Raw genomic sequence first — 18,538 nt, 5'->3', positions numbered from 1 at the left:
GCGTCGAACCGTCCGCGTGGGAATGCCTCAAGGGACGCTCCGCGTTCCAGCTCTGGAAGGGACGCGGAGCGTCCCGGGCTGCATTCCCACGCGGAGCGTGGGAACGATCAGAGAGGTTTAGCGCCCGCCGCCGAGATCGACGAAAGTCCCGGTGGCATACGAGGCCTTGTCCGACAGCAACCAGACAATTGCCTCAGCCACCTCATCCGGCCGTCCGCCCCGGGCCATCGGGATCGCCGACTCCAGCTTGCTGACCCGATCCGGATCGCCGCTCAAGGCGTGGAAATCGGTATAGATGTAGCCCGGACGCACCGCGTTCACCCGAATCCCCTCGCCCGCCACCTCCTTTGACAGACCGATAGTGAACGTATCCAGCGCGCCTTTTGAGGCCGCGTAATCGACGTATTCGTTAGGCGAACCCAGCCGCGCGGCGACCGAAGAAACGTTGACGATGCTGCCGCCCTGCCCGCCGTGTTTGGGCGACATACGCAGGATTGCGTGCTTGGCGCAAAGGATGGGCGCCAGCACGTTGGTTTTCATGATTTTGAGGATGCGGAATTCGGACATTTCGTCGACCCGGGATTTTTGCCCCACGGTACCGGCGTTGTTCACCAGGGCAGTGACCCGGCCCAGCTCTGTGTCGACCCGATGAAACAGCGCGATCACTTCGTCTTCGATACTGACGTCAGCACGGACGGCAATGGCCGTGGCGCCGCGTTCCCGAACCTGATCGAGCACATGGTGGGCGGCCTGTTCGTCCGTCTGGTAATTGATGCAGATCCGATAGCCTTGCTCGGCAGCCAACAGCGCGGTGGCGGCGCCAATTCCACGACCACCGCCGGTGATCACAATGACTTTATCCATGCTGGCCTTTCCCCCGATGCACACGTAACAGTCGGGGCAAGAATAACCGTCATTGCAGGGTTTTGCATGACCTGCGATTAGCGGCTCAGCTCACCGCCAATGGTTTGCTGCGCGCGACATCCTGCAGAAAGCGATCCGCCGGCATCGGGTGACCGAGCAGATAACCTTGCAGTGAATCGCAGCCCAGTTGCGTGAGGAAGTCCTGTTGCGAGTCGGTCTCCACTCCTTCAGCCACGATGCGCAGACCGAGTGCCTGACCGAGGGCGACGATCGCCGAGACGATCGCCGCGTCATCGCTGTCGTGCTCCAGATCGCGGACAAAACCGCGATCGATCTTCAGCTCGTTGGCCGGCAGGCGCTTGAGATACATCAGGCTGGAATAGCCCGTGCCGAAATCGTCGATGGACAGATCGACGCCCATGTCGGACAGCTCCTGCAACACCGTCATGCTAGCATCGGCGTCGCTCATGGCGGTGGTTTCGGTGATTTCCAGGGTCAGGCTGTTGGCCGGTAAATGATGGGTGGCCAGGGCCTTGGCCACGCTGCGCACCAGTCCGGCGTGGCAGAACTGCAACGCTGACAGGTTCACCGCGATCCGCCATTCGGTGTGGCCCAGTACATACCACTCGCGCATCTGCCGGCAGGCTTCGTTGAGCACCCACTCGCCAATCGGAATGATCAGACCGGTTTTCTCTGCCAGATCGATGAACGTGTCCGGCATCAGCATGCCGTGAACCGGATGCTCCCAGCGCAACAACGCTTCGGCACCGACCGGGTGACCGTCAGCGGCGTGGAATTTGGGTTGGTAATGCAGGCAGAACTCGCTGTGCTCCAGTGCTGCCCGCAGGTCCTGCAACAGTTGCAATTGCTTGCGCGCGTTACTGTTCATCGAAACGTCGAAGAAGCTGTAACCATTCTTGCCGCCGCCCTTGGCGTGGTACATCGCGGCATCAGCGTTCATCAACAGTTCCTGGGCGCTCTCCCCGTTGCCGGGGTACAGGGCGATGCCGACGCTGGCGGAAATCTGCAGCTCATGTTCGGCGACCCGGAACGACTGCGCGATCAGGCCGACCTGACGTGCCGCCAGGCCCAGTGCATCGTTGGGTTCGGCCAGACGCACCAGCAGGACAAACTCGTCGCCGCCGATCCGCGCCAGCGTGTCGAGGCTGCGCAAATCTTCACGCAAGCGCACCGCCACTTCGCGCAGCAACTGGTCCCCCATGTGGTGACCGAAAGCGTCATTGACCGGTTTGAAGCCGTCCAGATCGATGAACATCAGCGCAAAGCAGCCACCCTGCTCATTGACCTTTTTCATCGCCTGATTGATCCGGTCGTCCAGCAACATCCGGTTCGGCAGGCCGGTCAAGGGGTCGTGCAGGGCCAGTTGGGTGAGTTCGCGGTTGGCCACGGTCAACGAATGGGCCAGATCAGCCGTGCGGGCTTCAAGACGCGCGTCGAGAATCGAAGTCAGCAGCGCAATGGCCAGTACCGCCAGCGTGGTGATCAGCACCAGATTGTCGAGACCGTTGCCGTTCAGGCCGCCGAGTGCCGCGCCGCAAAAACTGCCATCCGGAAACCGCGCCGCCGCCATGCCGGTGTAGTGCATGCCGACAATCGCCACGCCCATGACAATCGCCGCCCCGGCCCGAAACAACCGCACGTAAGGCGAATGCTGACGCAGGCGAAAGGCGATCCACAACGCTGCTGCCGAGGCGCCGACGGCGATCAACAGCGAGGCGCCAAACAGCGTCGGATCGTAGTCGATGCCCGGTTGCATGCGCATCGCGGCCATGCCGGTGTAGTGCATGGCGCTGATGCCAGCGCCCATGATCAACGCGCCAAAGGCCAGCTGCCAGGCCGGCAGTTTCGGCTGGCTGACCAGCCACAGGGCAAAACCGCAGGACAGCACGGCAATCAGCAATGAGAGCGCCGTGATTGAAATGTCGTAACCGAGGCTGATCGGCAGCTTGAATGCCAGCATGCCAATGAAGTGCATCGACCAGACGCCGATGCCCATGGCAAACGCCCCTCCGGCCGTCCACAAATGCACGGCGCGGCCCTTGGCAGTAGCAATGCGCCCGGTGAGGTCGAGCGCGGTGTAGGAAGCGAGGATCGCCACACACAGCGAAATGAAAACCAGCGTGAAGGAATAGCTACCGATGAGCATGAGGATTCTCGTGACCACCCCGCCGTACTGCGTCCGTTCTCGGCGGGGCCAAATGCGGCGATTGTACTGATTGCGCGGAAGAACGCACTGACAAAGTAATCAAATGGCCATCAAGCCGATGAAACGCTTGTTTGATCGTCTGACAAGACTCTGGAGTGCTGCTTTGACAGAGCGTCCGCCCTCGCCCGCAGATCGTTCCCACGCTCTGCGTGGGAATGCAGCCCGGGACGCTCCGCGTCCCTTCCAAAGCCGAACGCGGAGTGTCTGTTGAGGTATTCCCACGCGGACGGTTCGACGCCTCAGCGTGGGAACGATCATGGCGCTGCGTCAGCGGTTATCAGTGGTTTCCAACTGCCCATCCCACCCACCACCCAGCGCCGCAATCAACTGCACGCTGGCAATCAAACGGCTCTGCAACACGTTCAACACACTGCGCTCGTTGCTCAACGCCGTGGCCTGCACCGTCACCACGTCGAGATAAGCAATCACCCCGGCCTTGTACTGATTTTCGGTCAGGCGCAACGAATCCCGTGCCGCATCGAGGGCTTCCTGGCGCACGGCCGCTTCATCCTCGTAAACCTTCAACTGCACCAGATAGTTTTCCACTTCGCGGAAACCATCGAGCACGGTCTGGCGGTATTTGGCCACGGTCTGGTCGTACACTGCCTCGGTGCGATCGACTTCGGCCGAGCGGATGCCGCCATCGAACAGCGGCAGGGTCATTTTCGGCCCCACCGACCAGAAGCGGTTCGGCAGGCTGATCAGGTTCTGCGAGGTACTGCTGCTGTAGCCGCCGCTCAGGCTCAGGCTGAAATCCGGGTAGTACGCAGCCTTGGCCACGCCGATGTTGGCGTTGGCAGCGATCACCGAGCGCTCCGCCGAGGCAATGTCCGGACGGCGTTCGAGCAACTGCGACGGCAGGCTCAGCGGGATCTGCGGGAGCTTGGGAATGTCCTGAGTCTCGGCAATGTTGAATTCGGCAGGCGGCTGGCCGGTCAGTACCGCGATGGCGTTTTCGAACTGCGCCCGTTGCCAGATCAGGTCGACCAGATCGCCCTGGGTGGTTTTCAGCTGGGTCTGTGCCTGCGCCACCGCGTCACGCCCGGAAACCCCGGCGTTGTATTGGTTCATGGTCATTTTCAGCGAGCGCTCGTACGCCGCCACTGTCGATTCGAGCAGGCGTTTCTGCTGATCGATCACCCGCAATTGCAGGTAGTTCTGCACCAGCTCCGACTGCTGGCTCAGACGCATCGCCGCCAGATCGGCGTAGCTCGCCTGGGCACTGGCTTCATTGGCTTCCAGGCCCCGACGCAATTTGCCCCAGACATCGGCTTCCCAACTCACGCCCAGTTGCGCGTTGTACGTGTCACGAATGCCGCTGGAGGAACTGCTCAGGCTCGAACTGCTGCTGCCGGTGCCCTGGCTGGAGCGGGTCTTGCCGGCACTCAGATCAACGCTCGGATAAAACGCCCCGCGTGCACTGCGCACCAAAGCCTGGGCCTGACGGTACTGGGCCTCGGACTGGGCGACGGTCTGGTTGGAGCTGTTGAGCTTCTCGATCAGTTGGTTGAGCTGACGATCGCCATACAGCTCCCACCAGGCACCGCGCGCCAGAGAGTCGCTCGGGTTGGCCTGACGCCAGCCTTCGGCTTCCTTGTACTGGGCGATTTCGGCGGTCTGCGGGCGCTGGTAGTCCGGGCCGACGGCGCAGGCACTGAGCATCGCCACGCACAGAGACAGGCTCAGCAGACGCGAGCCGCGGACACTGGCCAGTTGGATAAGCGAACGGTCATTCATAGCGGAGTTTCCAGAGCGGCATCGGTGCGCACGCCACGCCACCTGTTGAAACGATGGCGCAACTTGTCGAGATAGAGGTAAACCACAGGCGTGGTGTAAAGGGTCAGCACCTGACTGAAAATCAGCCCGCCGATGATGGTCAGGCCCAGCGGTTGGCGCATTTCCGCGCCTTCGGCCCGGCTCAACAGCAAAGGCAACGCGCCGAGGATCGCCGCCAGCGTGGTCATCAGGATCGGCCGCAGGCGTTGCAGACAGGCGCTGCGAATCGATTCCAGCGGCGCCATGCCTTGATGGCGTTCCAGTTGCAGCGCCAGGTCGATCATCAGGATCGCGTTCTTCTTCACCACCCCGATCAACAGGAACAGCCCGAGCAGCGAGATCAGGCTGAACTCGCCGCCCAGCACATAGATCGACAGCAACGCGCCGACCCCGGCCGATGGCAGCGTCGACAGAATCGTCAGCGGGTGAATGTAGCTCTCATACAGCACGCCCAGCACCAGATACACCGCCAGCAGCGCACCAAGGATCATGAGCGGCTGGCTCTTCTGGGTGGCGGCGAACGCATCGGCGGTGCCGGCCATTTTCACGATCACGTCTTCCGGCAGACCAAGCCTGGCAATCGCCCGCTCGATGGCGGCACTGCCCTGCTCCACCGTCACGCCTTCGGCCATGTCAAAGGAAATGCTCTCGGAAGCAAACTGGCCTTCATGGCTGACCCGGTCGTCTTCCAGGCTGTTTTCATAATGAGCGAAGGTCGATAGCGGAATCCGCGCACCGTCGGCGGTGATCACCTGAACCTGCTTGAGCGTCACCGGATCCTGGGCGTATTTCGGATTGACCTCCATCACCACCTGATACTGGTTGAGGCTGTCGTAGATCGTGGAAATCTGCCGCTGGCTGTAGGCGTTGTTGAGCACCGCCGTGACCATTTCCATGTCCACGCCCAGGCGTTTGGCCTGATCGCGGTCGACAATCAATGTCACCTGCTGCGCGCCCGCGCCTTCCCGGGCGTCGATGGCCGTCAGCTCGGGCAAGGCCCTGAGCGCGGTGACCACTTTCGGGTACCACTCGCGCAACTCACCCAGATCACCGCTTTGCAGGATGTAGCTGTACTGCGAAGTGGTCTGCTCGCGACCGCCGCCGAATTGCAGATCCTGGTCGGCCATCAGCATCAGTTGCGCACCGGCCACCTTGGGCATTTCCTTGCGCAGACGCTCAATGACCTTCTGTGCCGAGATATTGCGCTCCTTGATCGGTTTCAGGCGCACCAGCATGAAGGCATTGTTGGTGCCGTTGGTGCCACCAATGAACCCGGCCACACTCTCGACCGCGTCATCCTTGAGCACGGCGCGGCGGAAGGTCTCCATTTTAGGCTGCATCACACTGAACGACAGGCCGTCGTCACCGCGCACGAAACCGATCAACTGGCCGGTGTCCTGTTGCGGCATGAAGGTCTTCGGCACCACCACATACAGGGCGACGTTCACTCCGACGGTGATGATCAGGCTGAGCAAGGTCAGGCGACGGTGGCGCAATACCCAGTCGAGGCTGGTGGCGTACTTGCCGACCATCCAGTCGTTGGTGCGGCGGCTCCAGCGTTGCAGGCGGTTTTCCTCACCCGGCTTATGGGGTTTGAGCCAGCGGGCGCAAAGCATCGGCGTCAGCGTCAGGGAAACCACCAGCGACACCACGATGGCCGCCGCCAGGGTGATGGAAAATTCGCGGAACAGGCTTTCGATGATCCCGCCCATGAACAGGATCGACAGGAATACCGCCACCAGCGAGACGTTCATCGACAGCAGGGTAAACCCGACTTCCTTGGCCCCGAGGTACGCGGCCTTCATCGGCTTGACGCCTTCGTCGATGTGCCGGGAAATGTTCTCCAGCACCACGATGGCGTCGTCCACCACCAGCCCGGTGGCGAGAATCAGCGCCATCAGCGACAGGTTGTTCAGCGAGAATCCGTAGAGGTACATCACCGCAAAAGTGCCGACCAGCGACACCGGCACCGCCAGGGTCGGAATCAGGGACGCACGGAAATTACCGAGGAACAGGAACACCACCAGAATCACCAGGGCCACGGCGATCAGCAGGGTCATTTCCGCTTCGTGCAAGGTGGCCTTGATCACCGGCGAGCGATCCATCGCCAGGTTCAGTTTGACACTGGCCGGCAACACCGCCTGCAACGCCGGCAACTGTGCCTTGATCTCGTTGACCGTCTCGATGATGTTGGCGCCGGCCTGGCGGTTGATCACCAGCAACACCGCCGCGTCATCGTTGAAAAAACCACTGTTGTAGCGGTCTTCCACGCCGTCGCTTACCTTGGCCACGTCTTTCAGACGCAGGGCCGCGCCACCGTTGTAATGGATGATCAGCGATTCGTAATCCTTGGCTTTCTCCAGTTGATCGTTGGCCTGGATCTGCCACAGACGCTGGTCGTCCTCGACCGAGCCCTTTGGCCTGCGCACGTTGGCTTCGGCGATGGTCTTGCGCACATCGTCCAGCGCCACGCCGTACTGGTTCAGCGCCTGGGGTTCGAGTTCGATACGGACCGCGGGCAAGGAGCTGCCGCCGATCTGCACTTCACCGACGCCCTGCACCTGAGACAGGCTCTGGGACAGGATGGTCGAGGCCAGGTCATAGAGCTGGCCTTTTTCCAGCACGTCCGAGGTCAGCGACAGCACCATGATCGGTGCCTGCGACGGGTTGACCTTCTTGTAGGTCGGCATGCTGCGCATCCCGCTCGGCAGCAGGTTGCGCGAGGCGTTGATCGCCGCCTGCACTTCCCGCGCCGCGCCATTGATGTCGCGGTCGAGGTCAAATTGCAGGATGACCCGGGTCGAGCCCTGGCTGGAACGGCTGCTCATGGTGTTGACGCCGGCGATGGCGCCGAACGAGCGCTCCAGCGGCGTGGCCACGGTGGACGCCATGACCTCCGGACTGGCGCCGGGCAGGCTGGCCTGCACCACGATCACCGGGAAGTCCATTTGCGGCAGCGGCGACACTGGCAGCAGGCCGAAGCTCACACCGCCCAGCAGCATGATCGCCAATGAAAGCAGCATGGTTGCCACGGGGCGTTTGATGAAAGGACCCGAAAGATTCATAGGTGGCAACCACTAGCGGCAAGCTGCAAGCCGCAAGCTGAAAACAAGCTTTCGGTACGCTCTTCTCTTGCAGCTCGAAGCTTGACGCTTGCAGCTGTACTCACGTCGCCCTTCACGCAACCTCTCCTGTGCCGGACTTCGCCCAACGCCGTCCCAACCGATCAAAAGCCAGGTAAATCACAGGCGTCGTGAATAAGGTCAGCACCTGACTCACCAGCAACCCGCCAACCATCACCAGACCCAGCGGCTGACGCAATTCAGCGCCGGAACCGGTGGCCAGCATCAGCGGCACCGCGCCGAACAGCGCCGCCAGCGTGGTCATCAGAATCGGCCGGAAGCGCAACAGCGCCGCCTGATAGATCGCCTGCTCCGGCGCCATGCCCTGAGTGCGTTCGGCGTCGAGGGCGAAGTCGATCATCATGATCGCGTTCTTCTTCACGATACCGATCAGCAGGATGATGCCGATGATCGCGATCATGCCCAGATCATTGCCACTGAGCAGCAACGCCAGCAAGGCCCCGACCGCCGCCGACGGCAAGGTCGAGAGAATGGTGATCGGGTGAATGTAGCTCTCGTAGAGCACGCCGAGCACGATGTACATGGTCACCACCGCCGCCAGAATCAGCAGCAAGGTGCTCGACAGCGATGCCTGGAACGCTTCGGCGGCGCCCTGGAACTGGGTCTGCACGCCGATCGGCATGCCGATGTCCTTCTGCACCTGCTCGATGATGTCCACTGCATGCCCCAGCGCCACGCCGGGTGCGAGGTTGAACGACATCATCACCGCCGGGAACTGGCCGATGTGGGTGATCGCCAGTTGCGCCTGCCGTTCCTCGACATGGGCCAGGCTCGACAATCGCACCTGACCACCGTCGGTGGTCTTGACGTGAATCTGATCCAGCGCCTGCGGACCGATCTTCTCCCCGGCCTGAGCCTGCAGCACCACGCGGTACTGGCTGGCCTGGGTATAGATGGTCGAGATCTGCCGCTGGCCGAACGCGTCGTACAGCGCATCGGTAATGTTCGACACCGACACGCCCAATCGTGAAGCGGCGTCGCGGTCGATCACCAGGAACACCTGCAAGCCCTTGTCCTGCAAGTCGCTGGCGACGTCGGTCAGTTCCGGGCGCTGGGCCAGGGCCTCGACCAGACGGCCGCTCCACAGGCTGAGCAACTCGGAATCCGGCGACGACATGCTGAACTGGTATTGGGTACGGCTGACGCGGTCTTCGATGGTCAAATCCTGCACCGGCTGCATGAACAGACGGATGCCGACAAGCTTGTCCAGTTGTGGTTGCAGGCGAGCAATCACTTCAGTCGCCGTCAGGTCACGCTGGCCATGGGGTTTGAGGTTGATCAGCAACCGACCGCTGTTGAGCGTGGCATTGTCGCCGTCGACACCGATGTAGGACGACAGGCTTTCCACCGCCGGATCTTCCAGAATCACCTTGGCCAGCGCCTGCTGACGCTCGCCCATGGCGGCAAAGGAAATCGACTGCGGCGCTTCGGAAATGCCCTGGATCACCCCGGTGTCCTGCACCGGGAAGAAGCCCTTGGGCACCACCATATAAAGGAAAACGGTCAGGGCCAGTGTGCCGATGGCCACCAGCAGGGTCAGCGGCTGATGCTTGAGCACCCACTGCAACTTGCGCCCGTAAGCGGCGATCATCCAGTCGATGAACGCACCACTGGCTCGGTAGAAACGGCCCTGCTCATGTGCTTCCGGCTCACGCTTGAGCAGACGCGCGCACATCATCGGCGTCAGGGTCAGCGAGACCACCAGGGAAATCAGGATCGCCACCGCCAGGGTGATGGCGAACTCACGGAACAACCGCCCCACTACGTCGGCCATGAACAGCAGCGGAATCAGTACCGCGATCAGCGACAGGGTCAGGGAAATCAGGGTGAAACCGATCTGCTTCGCGCCCTTGAGAGCGGCCTGCATCGGACTGTCGCCCTCCTCGATGAAACGCGCGATGTTCTCCAGCATCACGATCGCATCGTCGACCACGAAACCGGTGGCGATGGTCAGCGCCATCAATGTCAGGTTGTTGACCGAGAACCCAGCGAGGTACATCACGCCGAACGTACCGATCAGCGACAGCGGCACGGCCACCGACGGAATGATCGTCGCACTGGCGCGGCGCAGGAACAGGAACGTCACCATCACCACCAGCGCAATGGCGATCAGCAATTCATGTTGCACATCGGTGACGGAGGCGCGGATGGTCTGGGTGCGGTCGGTCAGCACGACCACGTCGAGACCGGCCGGCAGGTTGTCGGTGATGCTCGGCAGCAGTGCCTTGATCCGGTCGACCACCTCGATCACGTTGGCGCCCGGTTGACGCTGGATGTTCAGCAGCACGGCCTGATTCTGGTTGGCCCACGCCGCCAGACGCTCGTTCTCGGCGCCGTCGACGATCTGCGCGACATCCTTGAGCCGCAGCGGCGCGCCGTTGGCGTAGGCCAGGATCAGGTTGGCGTAATCCTTGGGCGACGTCAGCTGGTCGTTGGCGTCGAGCATCGACACCCGGGTCGGGCCGTCGAAGTTGCCCTTGGGCTGATTGACGTTGGACGCGCTGATCAGCGTGCGCACGTCCGACAGGTTCAGACCGTTGGCCGCAAGCGCCTCCGGATTGACCTTGATCCGCACCGCCTGACGCTGACCGCCGGCGATGCTGACCATGCCGACGCCGCTTATCTGGGCGATTTTCTGCGCCATGCGCGTATCGACCAGATCATTGAGTTTGGGCAGCAACATGGTTTTCGAGGTGATGGCCAGGGTCAGCACCGGGGTGTCCGCCGGATTGACCTTGTTGTACACCGGCGGCGCCGGCAAGTCGGTCGGCAACAGGTTGGTCGCGGCGTTGATCGCGGCTTGCACTTGCTGCTCGGCGACGTCCATGTTGATGTCGAGGCTGAAACGCAAGGTCAGCACCGACGCTCCGCCGGAGCTGGTCGAGGCCATTTGCGTCAGGCCCGGCATCTGCCCGAACTGGCGCTCAAGCGGCGCGGTGACGGCACTGGTCATCACGTCCGGACTGGCGCCCGGATACAGGGTCATGACCCGGATGGTCGGATAATCGACCTGCGGCAAGGCCGAAACCGGCAGCAGGCGATACGCGATCAGACCGGCCAGCACGATGGCCAGCATGCTCAGCGTGGTGGCGACCGGACGGAGGATGAACAGGCGCGAAATGTTCATGCGCCCTTCTTGGCCTTGTCAGTGACCGTGGCGTCAGGCGCGGTGGCGGCGGACTTGCCTTGCAGGTGTTCGGTCGGGGTGGTCGGCACATCCTTGCTCTCGTTGACCACTTCCACTTCGCTGCCTTCCTTCAGGCGGTCGGTGCCTTCCAGCACCACCCGGTCGCCGGCCGCGAGGCCTTCGGTGACCACCGTGTTTTCGCCGTCGCTGGCACCGATCTTCAATTGGCGGATGGTGACTTTCTTGTCGCCGTCCAGCGCGTAGACGAAAGTGCCGTTGGTGCCGAACTGAATGGCGGCAGACGGCGCCAGCACCACACCTTTCAAGGTGTCAGCCAGCAAGTGAACGTTGACGAACTGGTTGGGAAACAGCGACTGATCGCGGTTTTCGTAGCGCGCCTTGAATTTCAGGGTGCCGGTGGTCACGTCGATCTGGTTGTCGAGGCTTTGCAGCACGCCAGTGGCCTGCAGTTTGGTGTCGCCGCGATCCCAGGCTTCGGCCGGCAGTTTGGCGCCGCTGCGATAGCGGGCGAGCACGGTGTCCAGACTGTTTTCCGGCAGGGTGAAGGCGACACTGATCGGCTGGGTCTGAGTGATGACCGCCAGGGAGGTCGTGTCGTTGGCCGCCACAAGGTTGCCGACGTCAAGTTGACGCAGGCCGACGCGACCGGCAATCGGTGCGCGGATCTTGGTGAATTCGAGATTGAGCTTGGCGTCGTTGACCGCCGCCTGATTGGTCTTCACGGTGCCGAGGTATTGGCCGACCAGCGCTTCGGCGGTGTCCAGCGTCTGCTTGGCGATGCTGTCTTCCTTGTACAGGCCGCGATAGCGCTCGACGTCGACCTGAGCGTTTTTCAATTGCGCCTGATTCTGCAGCAAGGTGCCTTCGGCCTGGAGCAAGGCGTTCTGGTACGGGCGCGGGTCGATCTCCGCCAGCAGGTCGCCGGCCTTGACCATCTGCCCTTCCTCGAAATAAATCTTCACCAGTTCGCCACCGACCCGGCTGCGCACATTGATGGTGTTGAGCGCCGTCACCGTGCCCAGGGCCTTGTAGTACAGCGGGAAGTCCCCGGTGACCGCCGGCGCCACGCGCACCGGAATCGGCCCCGCAGCGCCGCCGAAGCCCGGACGCATCATCCCCGAACGACCGGTGTGGCCGGCCTGCGCCTTCTCGCCGCCCTCCTTGTGGGTCGAACCGGACGGCCAGAATTTCCAGCACAGACCGGCAATGACCAGCAGGACAAGCAGGCTCAACAGCCAGCGACGGGAGTTTCGGGAAGACGATTGCATGGACTGATTAACCATTGGGCGCGTGGGCTTCTTTTACGGGAGGCTGAACGATAAGCACTGGCCGGGATTTAGCAAAGCAGCTTTACCGGCAATTTACCTTCCACTTACGTTTCAAGGTGTGAGGCAAAACACTGATACACAAATGAAAACGGCCTGGACAGGGCCAGGCCGTTAACAATTGTAAAGCGCTTGTTTCAGAACACTTATTTCAATACAGCCAGTGCCGCATCGTAGTCAGGCTCTTCTGCAATTTCCTTGACCAGTTCGCTGTGCAGGACGTTGTCGTTTTCGTCCAGAACAACCACCGCACGGGCGGTCAGGCCTTTCAGCGGGCCGTCAGCGATGGCCACACCGTAGTTCTGAATGAACTCGGCGCCACGCAGGGTCGACAGGTTTTGTACGTTTTCCAGGCCTTCGGCACCGCAGAAGCGAGCCTGGGCGAACGGCAGGTCAGCCGAGATGCACAGCACCACGGTGTTGGCCAGCTCGTTGGCCTGGGCGTTGAACTTGCGCACGGAAGTGGCGCAGGTCGGGGTGTCGACGCTTGGGAAGATGTTCAGCACTTTGCGCTTGCCGGCGAAGTCTTTCAGGGTGACGTCGGACAGATTGCCGGCTACCAGGGAAAAGGCTGGCGCCTTGGAACCGGCTTGTGGCAGTTGGCCGTTGACTTGAACCGGGTTGCCTTTGAGCGTGACTTGAGCCATGAACGGAGTCCTTCTTAACGTTATTGGGAAAGCATGCAAGAGGCAGAAGTTAACCACGAAATTGTCCGACGACCTATGCCTGAACCGAAATTGTCATGTGTTGGCACACAAAACTGGATACACGCTCTCCAGTGCCGGCCACAGCCGTGTGTCCAAAGGAAGTGAAGCTTGTGAAAGCGACAATCTGCGGCTTTTCTTTAACGACCTGTCGATTCAGACCCCGGCCGTTCGACTAAGCCATGAATCCTTCACTCACCTGCGGAGAAACACCATGCGCTTCATGATCATTGTCAAAGCCAGCCACGACTCCGAAGCCGGCGTGATGCCCAGCGAGCAACTGCTGACCGATATGGGCAACTACAACGAACAACTGGCCAAGGCCGGCATCCTGGTTTCTGCCGACGGCCTTCACCCCAGCAGCAAAGGCGCCCGCGTGCGCTTCAGTGGCGAAAACCGCAGCGTGATCGACGGCCCGTTCGCCGAAACCAAAGAGCTGATCGCCGGTTACTGGATCTGGGACGTCAAGTCCAAAGAGGAAGCCATCGAGTGGGTCAAGCGCTGCCCGAATCCCATGCCGGGCACTGAATCGGAAATCGAGATTCGCCAGGTCTTCAGCGCGGAAGATTTTGGCGCCGAGTTCACGCCGGAACTGCGAGAGCAGGAAGAACGCATACGTGAGCAAGCGAAAAAACACTGAAGCCTCGCATGAAAAACGTCCGCATTTTCTGTAAGACCGGTGGCGACTGAGCGAGACACGAGGACTTTTCGACGCGAAACAGGTAGGGTGCGCAACATCACAATGCCACCACTGGATCGCGTCGCGGGTTTTATGGAGTTGTCATCGCAATGAGTTGCTGGACCGTCCTTGGCCTGTCGGCCGACGCCGATGTGCGCGCTATCAAACGCCAATATGCCGTCCTGCTCAAACAGACCCGCCCCGACGATGACCCCGAGGGCTTCCAGCGGCTGCGCGATGCCTATGAGCAGGCGCTGGCGTACAAGGAATGGCAGCAGTATCACGAGCAGAATCAGGATGAAGAGCAGGATCCGGGCATTGAAGAATCCTGGGATCTGAGCGGCCTGACCGTGGTCGAGGTCGATGCCCTGCAACTGGCGACCCGCTCGCTGGACGGGCTCAGCGTTGAAGAGCTGAATCATCGCCATGCCGTCACCCTCGAACAGGGTTGCGCGCATTTCTTCGAAGACACGGTGCTGCATCATTGCATTGAACACCCTGACACTTCGCAGACGCTGGTGGACTGGGCCATCCCGACCTTCTTCTGGTTCAGCGCCTGGCAACGCCTCGAGCTGGACGAGATATCGATTGACCTGTTGCTGGATCAGCAACGCGCGCGCATTGCGCAACCGATGCGCGATGCCCTCGAACGGCAAGACGTTGAAGGTTTCCTCCAGGCCTACGAGCGTTGCGGGGAGCACAACTGGCTCGCGATTGCACTGCAACAGGAATGGTTCAACCGGATGCTCAGCCATTTACTGCTGGATGCGCCAGTCTGGTCTCCCGAGATTTTCGAACGGGTGCGCGCCGGTCAAGGCTGGCACGGCTGCCCCGGAAATCCGTGCCCTGACGGCGAATGGCAACGCCTGCTGGCTCGCCAGAATGCGCCGCTTTTCCTGGCTCACCAGCAACAACTGGCCACGGAGCCCGCCGTCACCCCCGAACACCGCGCCGCCCGCCTGCTGCTGGGCACCGGCTCGTTCAGCGCCCGCCGCGCACTGGCCCGACGCCTGCACGAGGACGACTGGGCGCAGTGCCGCAAGTTGAGTTCGGAGTTGTACGCCAATCACCCCAAAGTCTGCGCGCAGATGCCCGGCGGTACGGCTTTTTTCTGGCGTGACTGGGAACTGAGCTTCAATGACTGGCCGACCTACGTGGGCGTGGTGCTGGCCTGTCTGATCGGCGCGTTCACCCATTACATTCCACTGGGCATTCGCCTCAGCGGGCTGATCAATATCGTCATGATCTCGACCGTGGTGTTCGGCGTGATCGTGGCCGGGCTCAATTGGCTGGTGCACAACGTTGCCCATCGTGTATGGCGGCTGGATGACCGGCTCAGTGCAAGCCTTTGCCCCGGATCTCTCAAAGACTCGCCGCCGTTCGGTGTACTGCGCGACTTCATGCCCGGCGCGCTGATGGTGGCCGGGCTCGGCTGGTTTTTCGGCCCGATTGCCGGCGGGGTGTATGCCTTAACCCTGGCGACCTTCGGACTGGTGCGCCGCTGGCAGTCCAGGCCCCGGGTGTCCTGGGAGGAGAGCCGTCCGGCCATGAAAGTCGGCGTGACGATCCTCGGCATTCTGGTGCTGGCCCTAGTGCTTGGCGTGTTCAAAGTGGTCGCAAGCCAGGGCACGGTCAATCGCAATCAGGGTCTGCAACCCTGGACCGAACGCCTGTGCAGTCGCTTGCCGGCCACCACCGCCGAATGCAGCGCACCGGCCACCGTTGAGCAGTGGTACGGCAAGGAGGCACGCCCATGACCACCAGAGTGATGTTTTGCGTCGGGATCTTCTTCGCGCTGGTGATCATGGGGCTGACGGGCGCGACCCGCCCTTTCCTGCAGCTCGATCTCTGGCTGGACGGGCGCGATGCGCCGATCACCGCCCAGGCCAATGCGCTGAGCCCGGTGATTGCCTGCATCAACCGGATCGACGTGCAATGGCGAGTGGCCTACGACCGTTACAAGCATCCCCAGCCACGTCCACCGGTCGATGAACGATGGTTCGCCAGCCTGAGCGATTTCGAGGACAGTGACGCGCTCAACGTGCGAGACATCCAGCGCGATGTCTGCTCCCAAGGTTTTACCGAAAAACTCGAACTGCTGGCTTATCAACCCGAGCTGGCGCAAGTAGCCAATGAATATGCGTTGGCGCTGAATCGTGTGACGACAACGCTTCCGCCTCAACGGTTTTACCGGGAAGCGAGCTTCATCTCCTCATCGCAACAGCCGTCCGCTGAAGAAAAGGCAATGATCGAGCGCGTCTCTCAGGATTACGCCAGTGCCTCGACACGCCTCAGGCAAGCCCTCCTGCCGCTGGACGCCGCGCAGCGGCCCGAACAGCTCAGGCTGCTGGAAGCACGCCAGGGCCGGGACGTTCATTGGTATTTGCTGGCCTATATGATCCAGGCCCGGGAAACTGTCGATGTGCTCGAAGCGGCTATGAAAAATCGCACGCTGACCCCGCAATTGCTGGCGGACACCACCGCGAAGCTGCAACAGGCCTGGAATCGTCGGGAGCCCTTCCTGAGCTCGCAAACGAGCGGTTTCCAGAACAAGACCGATGCTGCGCGGAACCTGTGGTTGTACATTGGCAAGCCCGGGACCGAATACCTCGACGCGCTGTATACCCTGCAAAAGGACTGGCGGAATCACGCCGAGCCAAAACGGCTGAGTGATGATTTCTACGCCATCAACCGCCGCTACGATGGACTGCTCAGCTACTACAACCGCCGAGCCAGAGCCGAGTTCTGATGACAGCCAGCCGGATCGCCCGCCATGAGCGATCCGGCAGCCAGCCTTACTTGGCCTTGAGCTTGAGGTAGGACTGATGCAGATCCGAGGCCCAGCCATCGATCACGCTTTTCACGTCATCGGCCTTCATCACCTGCGAATCGTTTTCAAGCGGTTTGCCGGTGCCCTTGCGCACCACCTGCGCCGCCACCTTGTTGGTGCCGCCATCGAGGAACACCGCTTCGGTCGCCAGCGTGGTTTCCTGATCGCGAATGCCGCTGGCGGTGCTGACCGCTGCCGCCACCAACGCCACCGGAATCACTTCATAGGCATGCAGGCCTTCGGTCTTGCTGCTGACGGCGGTGATGGCCGCGCGCACCACAATCACGCCCGGCCCGGGGCCTGAGGCCAGCGGCAGGGATTTGCCCAGTTCACGCTTGAGCGCCTGATCGTAGTAGCTGGTGATGCCGTTGAGGGTCTGCTGCGGAATCTTCACGGTGGGTTGCGGTTTGGGATAGAGCTGGGTCGGTTCGACGTAGAAGCTGGTGAATTTGCCGATGTCGACTTTCGGGTCGATCCAGCGCATCACTTCGGCCCCCGACGGGGATTTGGCCTCCCTCAGCTGGCTGTAGTCCTTGAGGAAGCCTGAGTACTCGTCGGGTGCGACGGTTTTGCTGGAGCAACCCACCACGCCCAGCGTGGCAATGCACAGGGTGCTCATCATTACGGCTAGCTTCATGCTGTAACTCCTGTCGGAAGGCCGAATTTATTGCGTCGGGGGAGTTACAGGTATAGCTAAATTCGCGCCGTTTGCGATCAGAAACCCCAATATTGCACAACGTCAGTTCCGGACCTTTGAAAGGTCCGGTCCATCACAGGTGTTTAAGACTTCCGACTACCAGCTCGAAGTCTCGCCACTCCTCAACGCCATTTCCCGCCGGCTGTTGGCCCGCATCGCCTTGATCAGCGACACCGTGCCCACCAGCAAAATCGCCGCACCGAACAGAAAATCAATGTTGTACAGCTGGAAATCCTGCACCGGCCCCACCAGCACCGTGCGCACCACGCCGATTCCCACCAGCGTGGCGAGGAAGTCGATCCCCGGTTCATCGCGGTAGAACACCAGCAGCAACGGCAGGCACAGCACCAGCAGCATCAACAGCACCACAACCTTGAACGAGCCTTTGCGCTCGACGCTGAATGCGCATTCGTGGGGGCCGTAGGCCTTGTAATCCTCGTCGCGGATCATCGAGTTTTTCTCGTTGATGTAGTCGGCGCGGTTGTATTTCTGGATCGGCGTGAAGGTGTTGGACATCTCCATCAGCGTGGTGATGTTCTTGAAACGCAGGTCGATGCGCTCGCTGCCCTTGAGGTAATACAGCACCGGTTTGTAGCCGTAGCGATAGGTGTCGAAGGGAAACTCGGTGACCCGGCCCTGGACGCTGATCGGGCGCGATTCTAGTTCGGCGAAGGCGCTCTTGTCAGTCGAGGCCAGGTTGCGGCTCAGGGGCAGGACTTTCACCTGTTCGAGGAAGATCGGCGTGACGCCAAAAGACCACTGCAACGGCTCCAGGCGCAGACGCAGTTCGTTGCGGCCCAGGTCATAGCGGTTGAAGGTGCGTTCGGAGACCACTACCGCGCCGCTGAGCATGAACTCGCCGCGCAGGTTGTTGGTGATGCGCAGGGTCAGCTGATCCTTGCCCAGCAGCGCCGCTTCGGTGTTCGGCGGCGTGCCGCACCACGCGGTGCTTTCGCCGACGCCACCGAGCTGACCGCCACGGTTTTCGTTGAATACGTAGATGTAACCGGCCCACAGCGTCACCATCAACAGCAACGCGGTGATGCCCAGAATTTTTTTGCCCGGACTCACTGATCAGACTCCCTTCTTCGTTCCGTCGTCCAGCCGAAAACCCGCTGGCGACGGGGACTCTACCAAAAGGCCAC

12 protein-coding genes are annotated in these 18,538 nt (G+C 61.4%); 3 read left to right on the top strand and 9 right to left on the bottom strand.

The window, feature by feature from the left end; all coding sequences use genetic code 11:
* Positions 1-117: 117 nt before the first annotated feature.
* From ACTJK7_RS13345 to tpx, 7 genes are all read right to left on the bottom strand, one after another.
* Positions 118-864: an SDR family oxidoreductase gene (locus tag ACTJK7_RS13345; RefSeq protein ID WP_039772394.1), complete on the bottom strand. Its 747-nt coding sequence runs from the start codon at positions 862-864 to the stop codon at positions 118-120.
* Between the two features lie 85 nt (positions 865-949).
* Positions 950-3,031, bottom strand: coding sequence for a putative bifunctional diguanylate cyclase/phosphodiesterase (locus tag ACTJK7_RS13340; protein WP_108561719.1), 2,082 nt, complete (start codon positions 3,029-3,031; stop codon positions 950-952).
* A 327-nt stretch (positions 3,032-3,358) separates the two neighbouring features.
* Positions 3,359-4,828 carry an efflux transporter outer membrane subunit gene (locus ACTJK7_RS13335; protein ID WP_323151881.1) on the bottom strand — a complete coding sequence of 490 codons (1,470 nt, stop codon included), beginning with the start codon at positions 4,826-4,828 and terminating at the stop codon, positions 3,359-3,361.
* Positions 4,825-7,932 (bottom strand): efflux RND transporter permease subunit, encoded by a 3,108-nt coding sequence (locus tag ACTJK7_RS13330; RefSeq protein WP_440779765.1) that lies wholly within the window; start codon positions 7,930-7,932, stop codon positions 4,825-4,827. The genes ACTJK7_RS13335 and ACTJK7_RS13330 overlap by 4 nt, the downstream gene beginning before the upstream one ends.
* Before the next feature lie 112 nt (positions 7,933-8,044).
* Positions 8,045-11,137, bottom strand: a complete 3,093-nt coding sequence (locus ACTJK7_RS13325) for an MdtB/MuxB family multidrug efflux RND transporter permease subunit (protein WP_039772386.1) — start codon at positions 11,135-11,137, stop codon at positions 8,045-8,047.
* On the bottom strand, positions 11,134-12,441 hold the full coding sequence (locus ACTJK7_RS13320; protein ID WP_064381821.1) for an MdtA/MuxA family multidrug efflux RND transporter periplasmic adaptor subunit: 1,308 nt from the start codon (positions 12,439-12,441) through the stop codon (positions 11,134-11,136). The genes ACTJK7_RS13325 and ACTJK7_RS13320 overlap by 4 nt, the downstream gene beginning before the upstream one ends.
* 188 nt (positions 12,442-12,629) lie before the next feature.
* A complete protein-coding gene (tpx, locus tag ACTJK7_RS13315; RefSeq protein WP_064381822.1) occupies positions 12,630-13,130 on the bottom strand; it encodes a thiol peroxidase in 501 nt (166 codons plus the stop codon).
* Between the two features lie 271 nt (positions 13,131-13,401).
* On the opposite strand from tpx, the gene ACTJK7_RS13310 reads away from it, so the two are divergent.
* From ACTJK7_RS13310 to ACTJK7_RS13300, 3 genes are all read left to right on the top strand, one after another.
* On the top strand, positions 13,402-13,827 hold the full coding sequence (locus ACTJK7_RS13310; protein ID WP_064381823.1) for a YciI family protein: 426 nt from the start codon (positions 13,402-13,404) through the stop codon (positions 13,825-13,827).
* Between the two features lie 149 nt (positions 13,828-13,976).
* Positions 13,977-15,623, top strand: coding sequence for a J domain-containing protein (locus ACTJK7_RS13305; protein ID WP_440779767.1), 1,647 nt, complete (start codon positions 13,977-13,979; stop codon positions 15,621-15,623).
* The gene (locus ACTJK7_RS13300) at positions 15,620-16,615 is read left to right on the top strand and encodes a DUF3829 domain-containing protein (protein WP_108561715.1); all 996 of its coding nucleotides are present in this window, start codon (positions 15,620-15,622) and stop codon (positions 16,613-16,615) included. The genes ACTJK7_RS13305 and ACTJK7_RS13300 overlap by 4 nt, the downstream gene beginning before the upstream one ends.
* A 46-nt stretch (positions 16,616-16,661) precedes the next feature.
* On the opposite strand, the gene ACTJK7_RS13295 is transcribed toward ACTJK7_RS13300, so the two are convergent.
* Both ACTJK7_RS13295 and ACTJK7_RS13290 read right to left on the bottom strand, forming a co-directional pair.
* The gene (locus ACTJK7_RS13295; protein ID WP_011333935.1) at positions 16,662-17,333 is read right to left on the bottom strand and encodes a DUF3313 domain-containing protein; all 672 of its coding nucleotides are present in this window, start codon (positions 17,331-17,333) and stop codon (positions 16,662-16,664) included.
* Positions 17,334-17,489: 156 nt separating this feature from the next.
* A complete protein-coding gene (locus ACTJK7_RS13290) occupies positions 17,490-18,464 on the bottom strand; it encodes a hypothetical protein (RefSeq protein WP_064381826.1) in 975 nt (324 codons plus the stop codon).
* Between the last annotated feature and the right edge of the window lie 74 nt (positions 18,465-18,538).

The organism is Pseudomonas sp. 22085 (assembly GCF_052045815.1).
Taxonomy (GTDB): Bacteria; Pseudomonadota; Gammaproteobacteria; order Pseudomonadales; family Pseudomonadaceae; genus Aquipseudomonas; species Aquipseudomonas glycinae.
The sequence above is the reverse complement of the archived record's forward strand: the minus strand, read 5'-3'. Positions and strand labels throughout refer to the sequence as shown.

What these genes read in the sequence shown, in the direction of transcription:
- ACTJK7_RS13345 (WP_039772394.1), bottom strand. Translation starts at nt 864, where the DNA reads ATGGATAAAGTCATTGTGATCACCGGCGGTGGTCGTGGAATTGGCGCC.
- ACTJK7_RS13340 (WP_108561719.1), bottom strand. Translation starts at nt 3,031, where the DNA reads ATGCTCATCGGTAGCTATTCCTTCACGCTGGTTTTCATTTCGCTGTGT.
- ACTJK7_RS13335 (WP_323151881.1), bottom strand. Translation starts at nt 4,828, where the DNA reads ATGAATGACCGTTCGCTTATCCAACTGGCCAGTGTCCGCGGCTCGCGT.
- ACTJK7_RS13330 (WP_440779765.1), bottom strand. Translation starts at nt 7,932, where the DNA reads ATGAATCTTTCGGGTCCTTTCATCAAACGCCCCGTGGCAACCATGCTG.
- ACTJK7_RS13325 (WP_039772386.1), bottom strand. Translation starts at nt 11,137, where the DNA reads ATGAACATTTCGCGCCTGTTCATCCTCCGTCCGGTCGCCACCACGCTG.
- ACTJK7_RS13320 (WP_064381821.1), bottom strand. Translation starts at nt 12,441, where the DNA reads ATGGTTAATCAGTCCATGCAATCGTCTTCCCGAAACTCCCGTCGCTGG.
- tpx (WP_064381822.1), bottom strand. Translation starts at nt 13,130, where the DNA reads ATGGCTCAAGTCACGCTCAAAGGCAACCCGGTTCAAGTCAACGGCCAA.
- ACTJK7_RS13310 (WP_064381823.1), top strand. Translation starts at nt 13,402, where the DNA reads ATGCGCTTCATGATCATTGTCAAAGCCAGCCACGACTCCGAAGCCGGC.
- ACTJK7_RS13305 (WP_440779767.1), top strand. Translation starts at nt 13,977, where the DNA reads ATGAGTTGCTGGACCGTCCTTGGCCTGTCGGCCGACGCCGATGTGCGC.
- ACTJK7_RS13300 (WP_108561715.1), top strand. Translation starts at nt 15,620, where the DNA reads ATGACCACCAGAGTGATGTTTTGCGTCGGGATCTTCTTCGCGCTGGTG.
- ACTJK7_RS13295 (WP_011333935.1), bottom strand. Translation starts at nt 17,333, where the DNA reads ATGAAGCTAGCCGTAATGATGAGCACCCTGTGCATTGCCACGCTGGGC.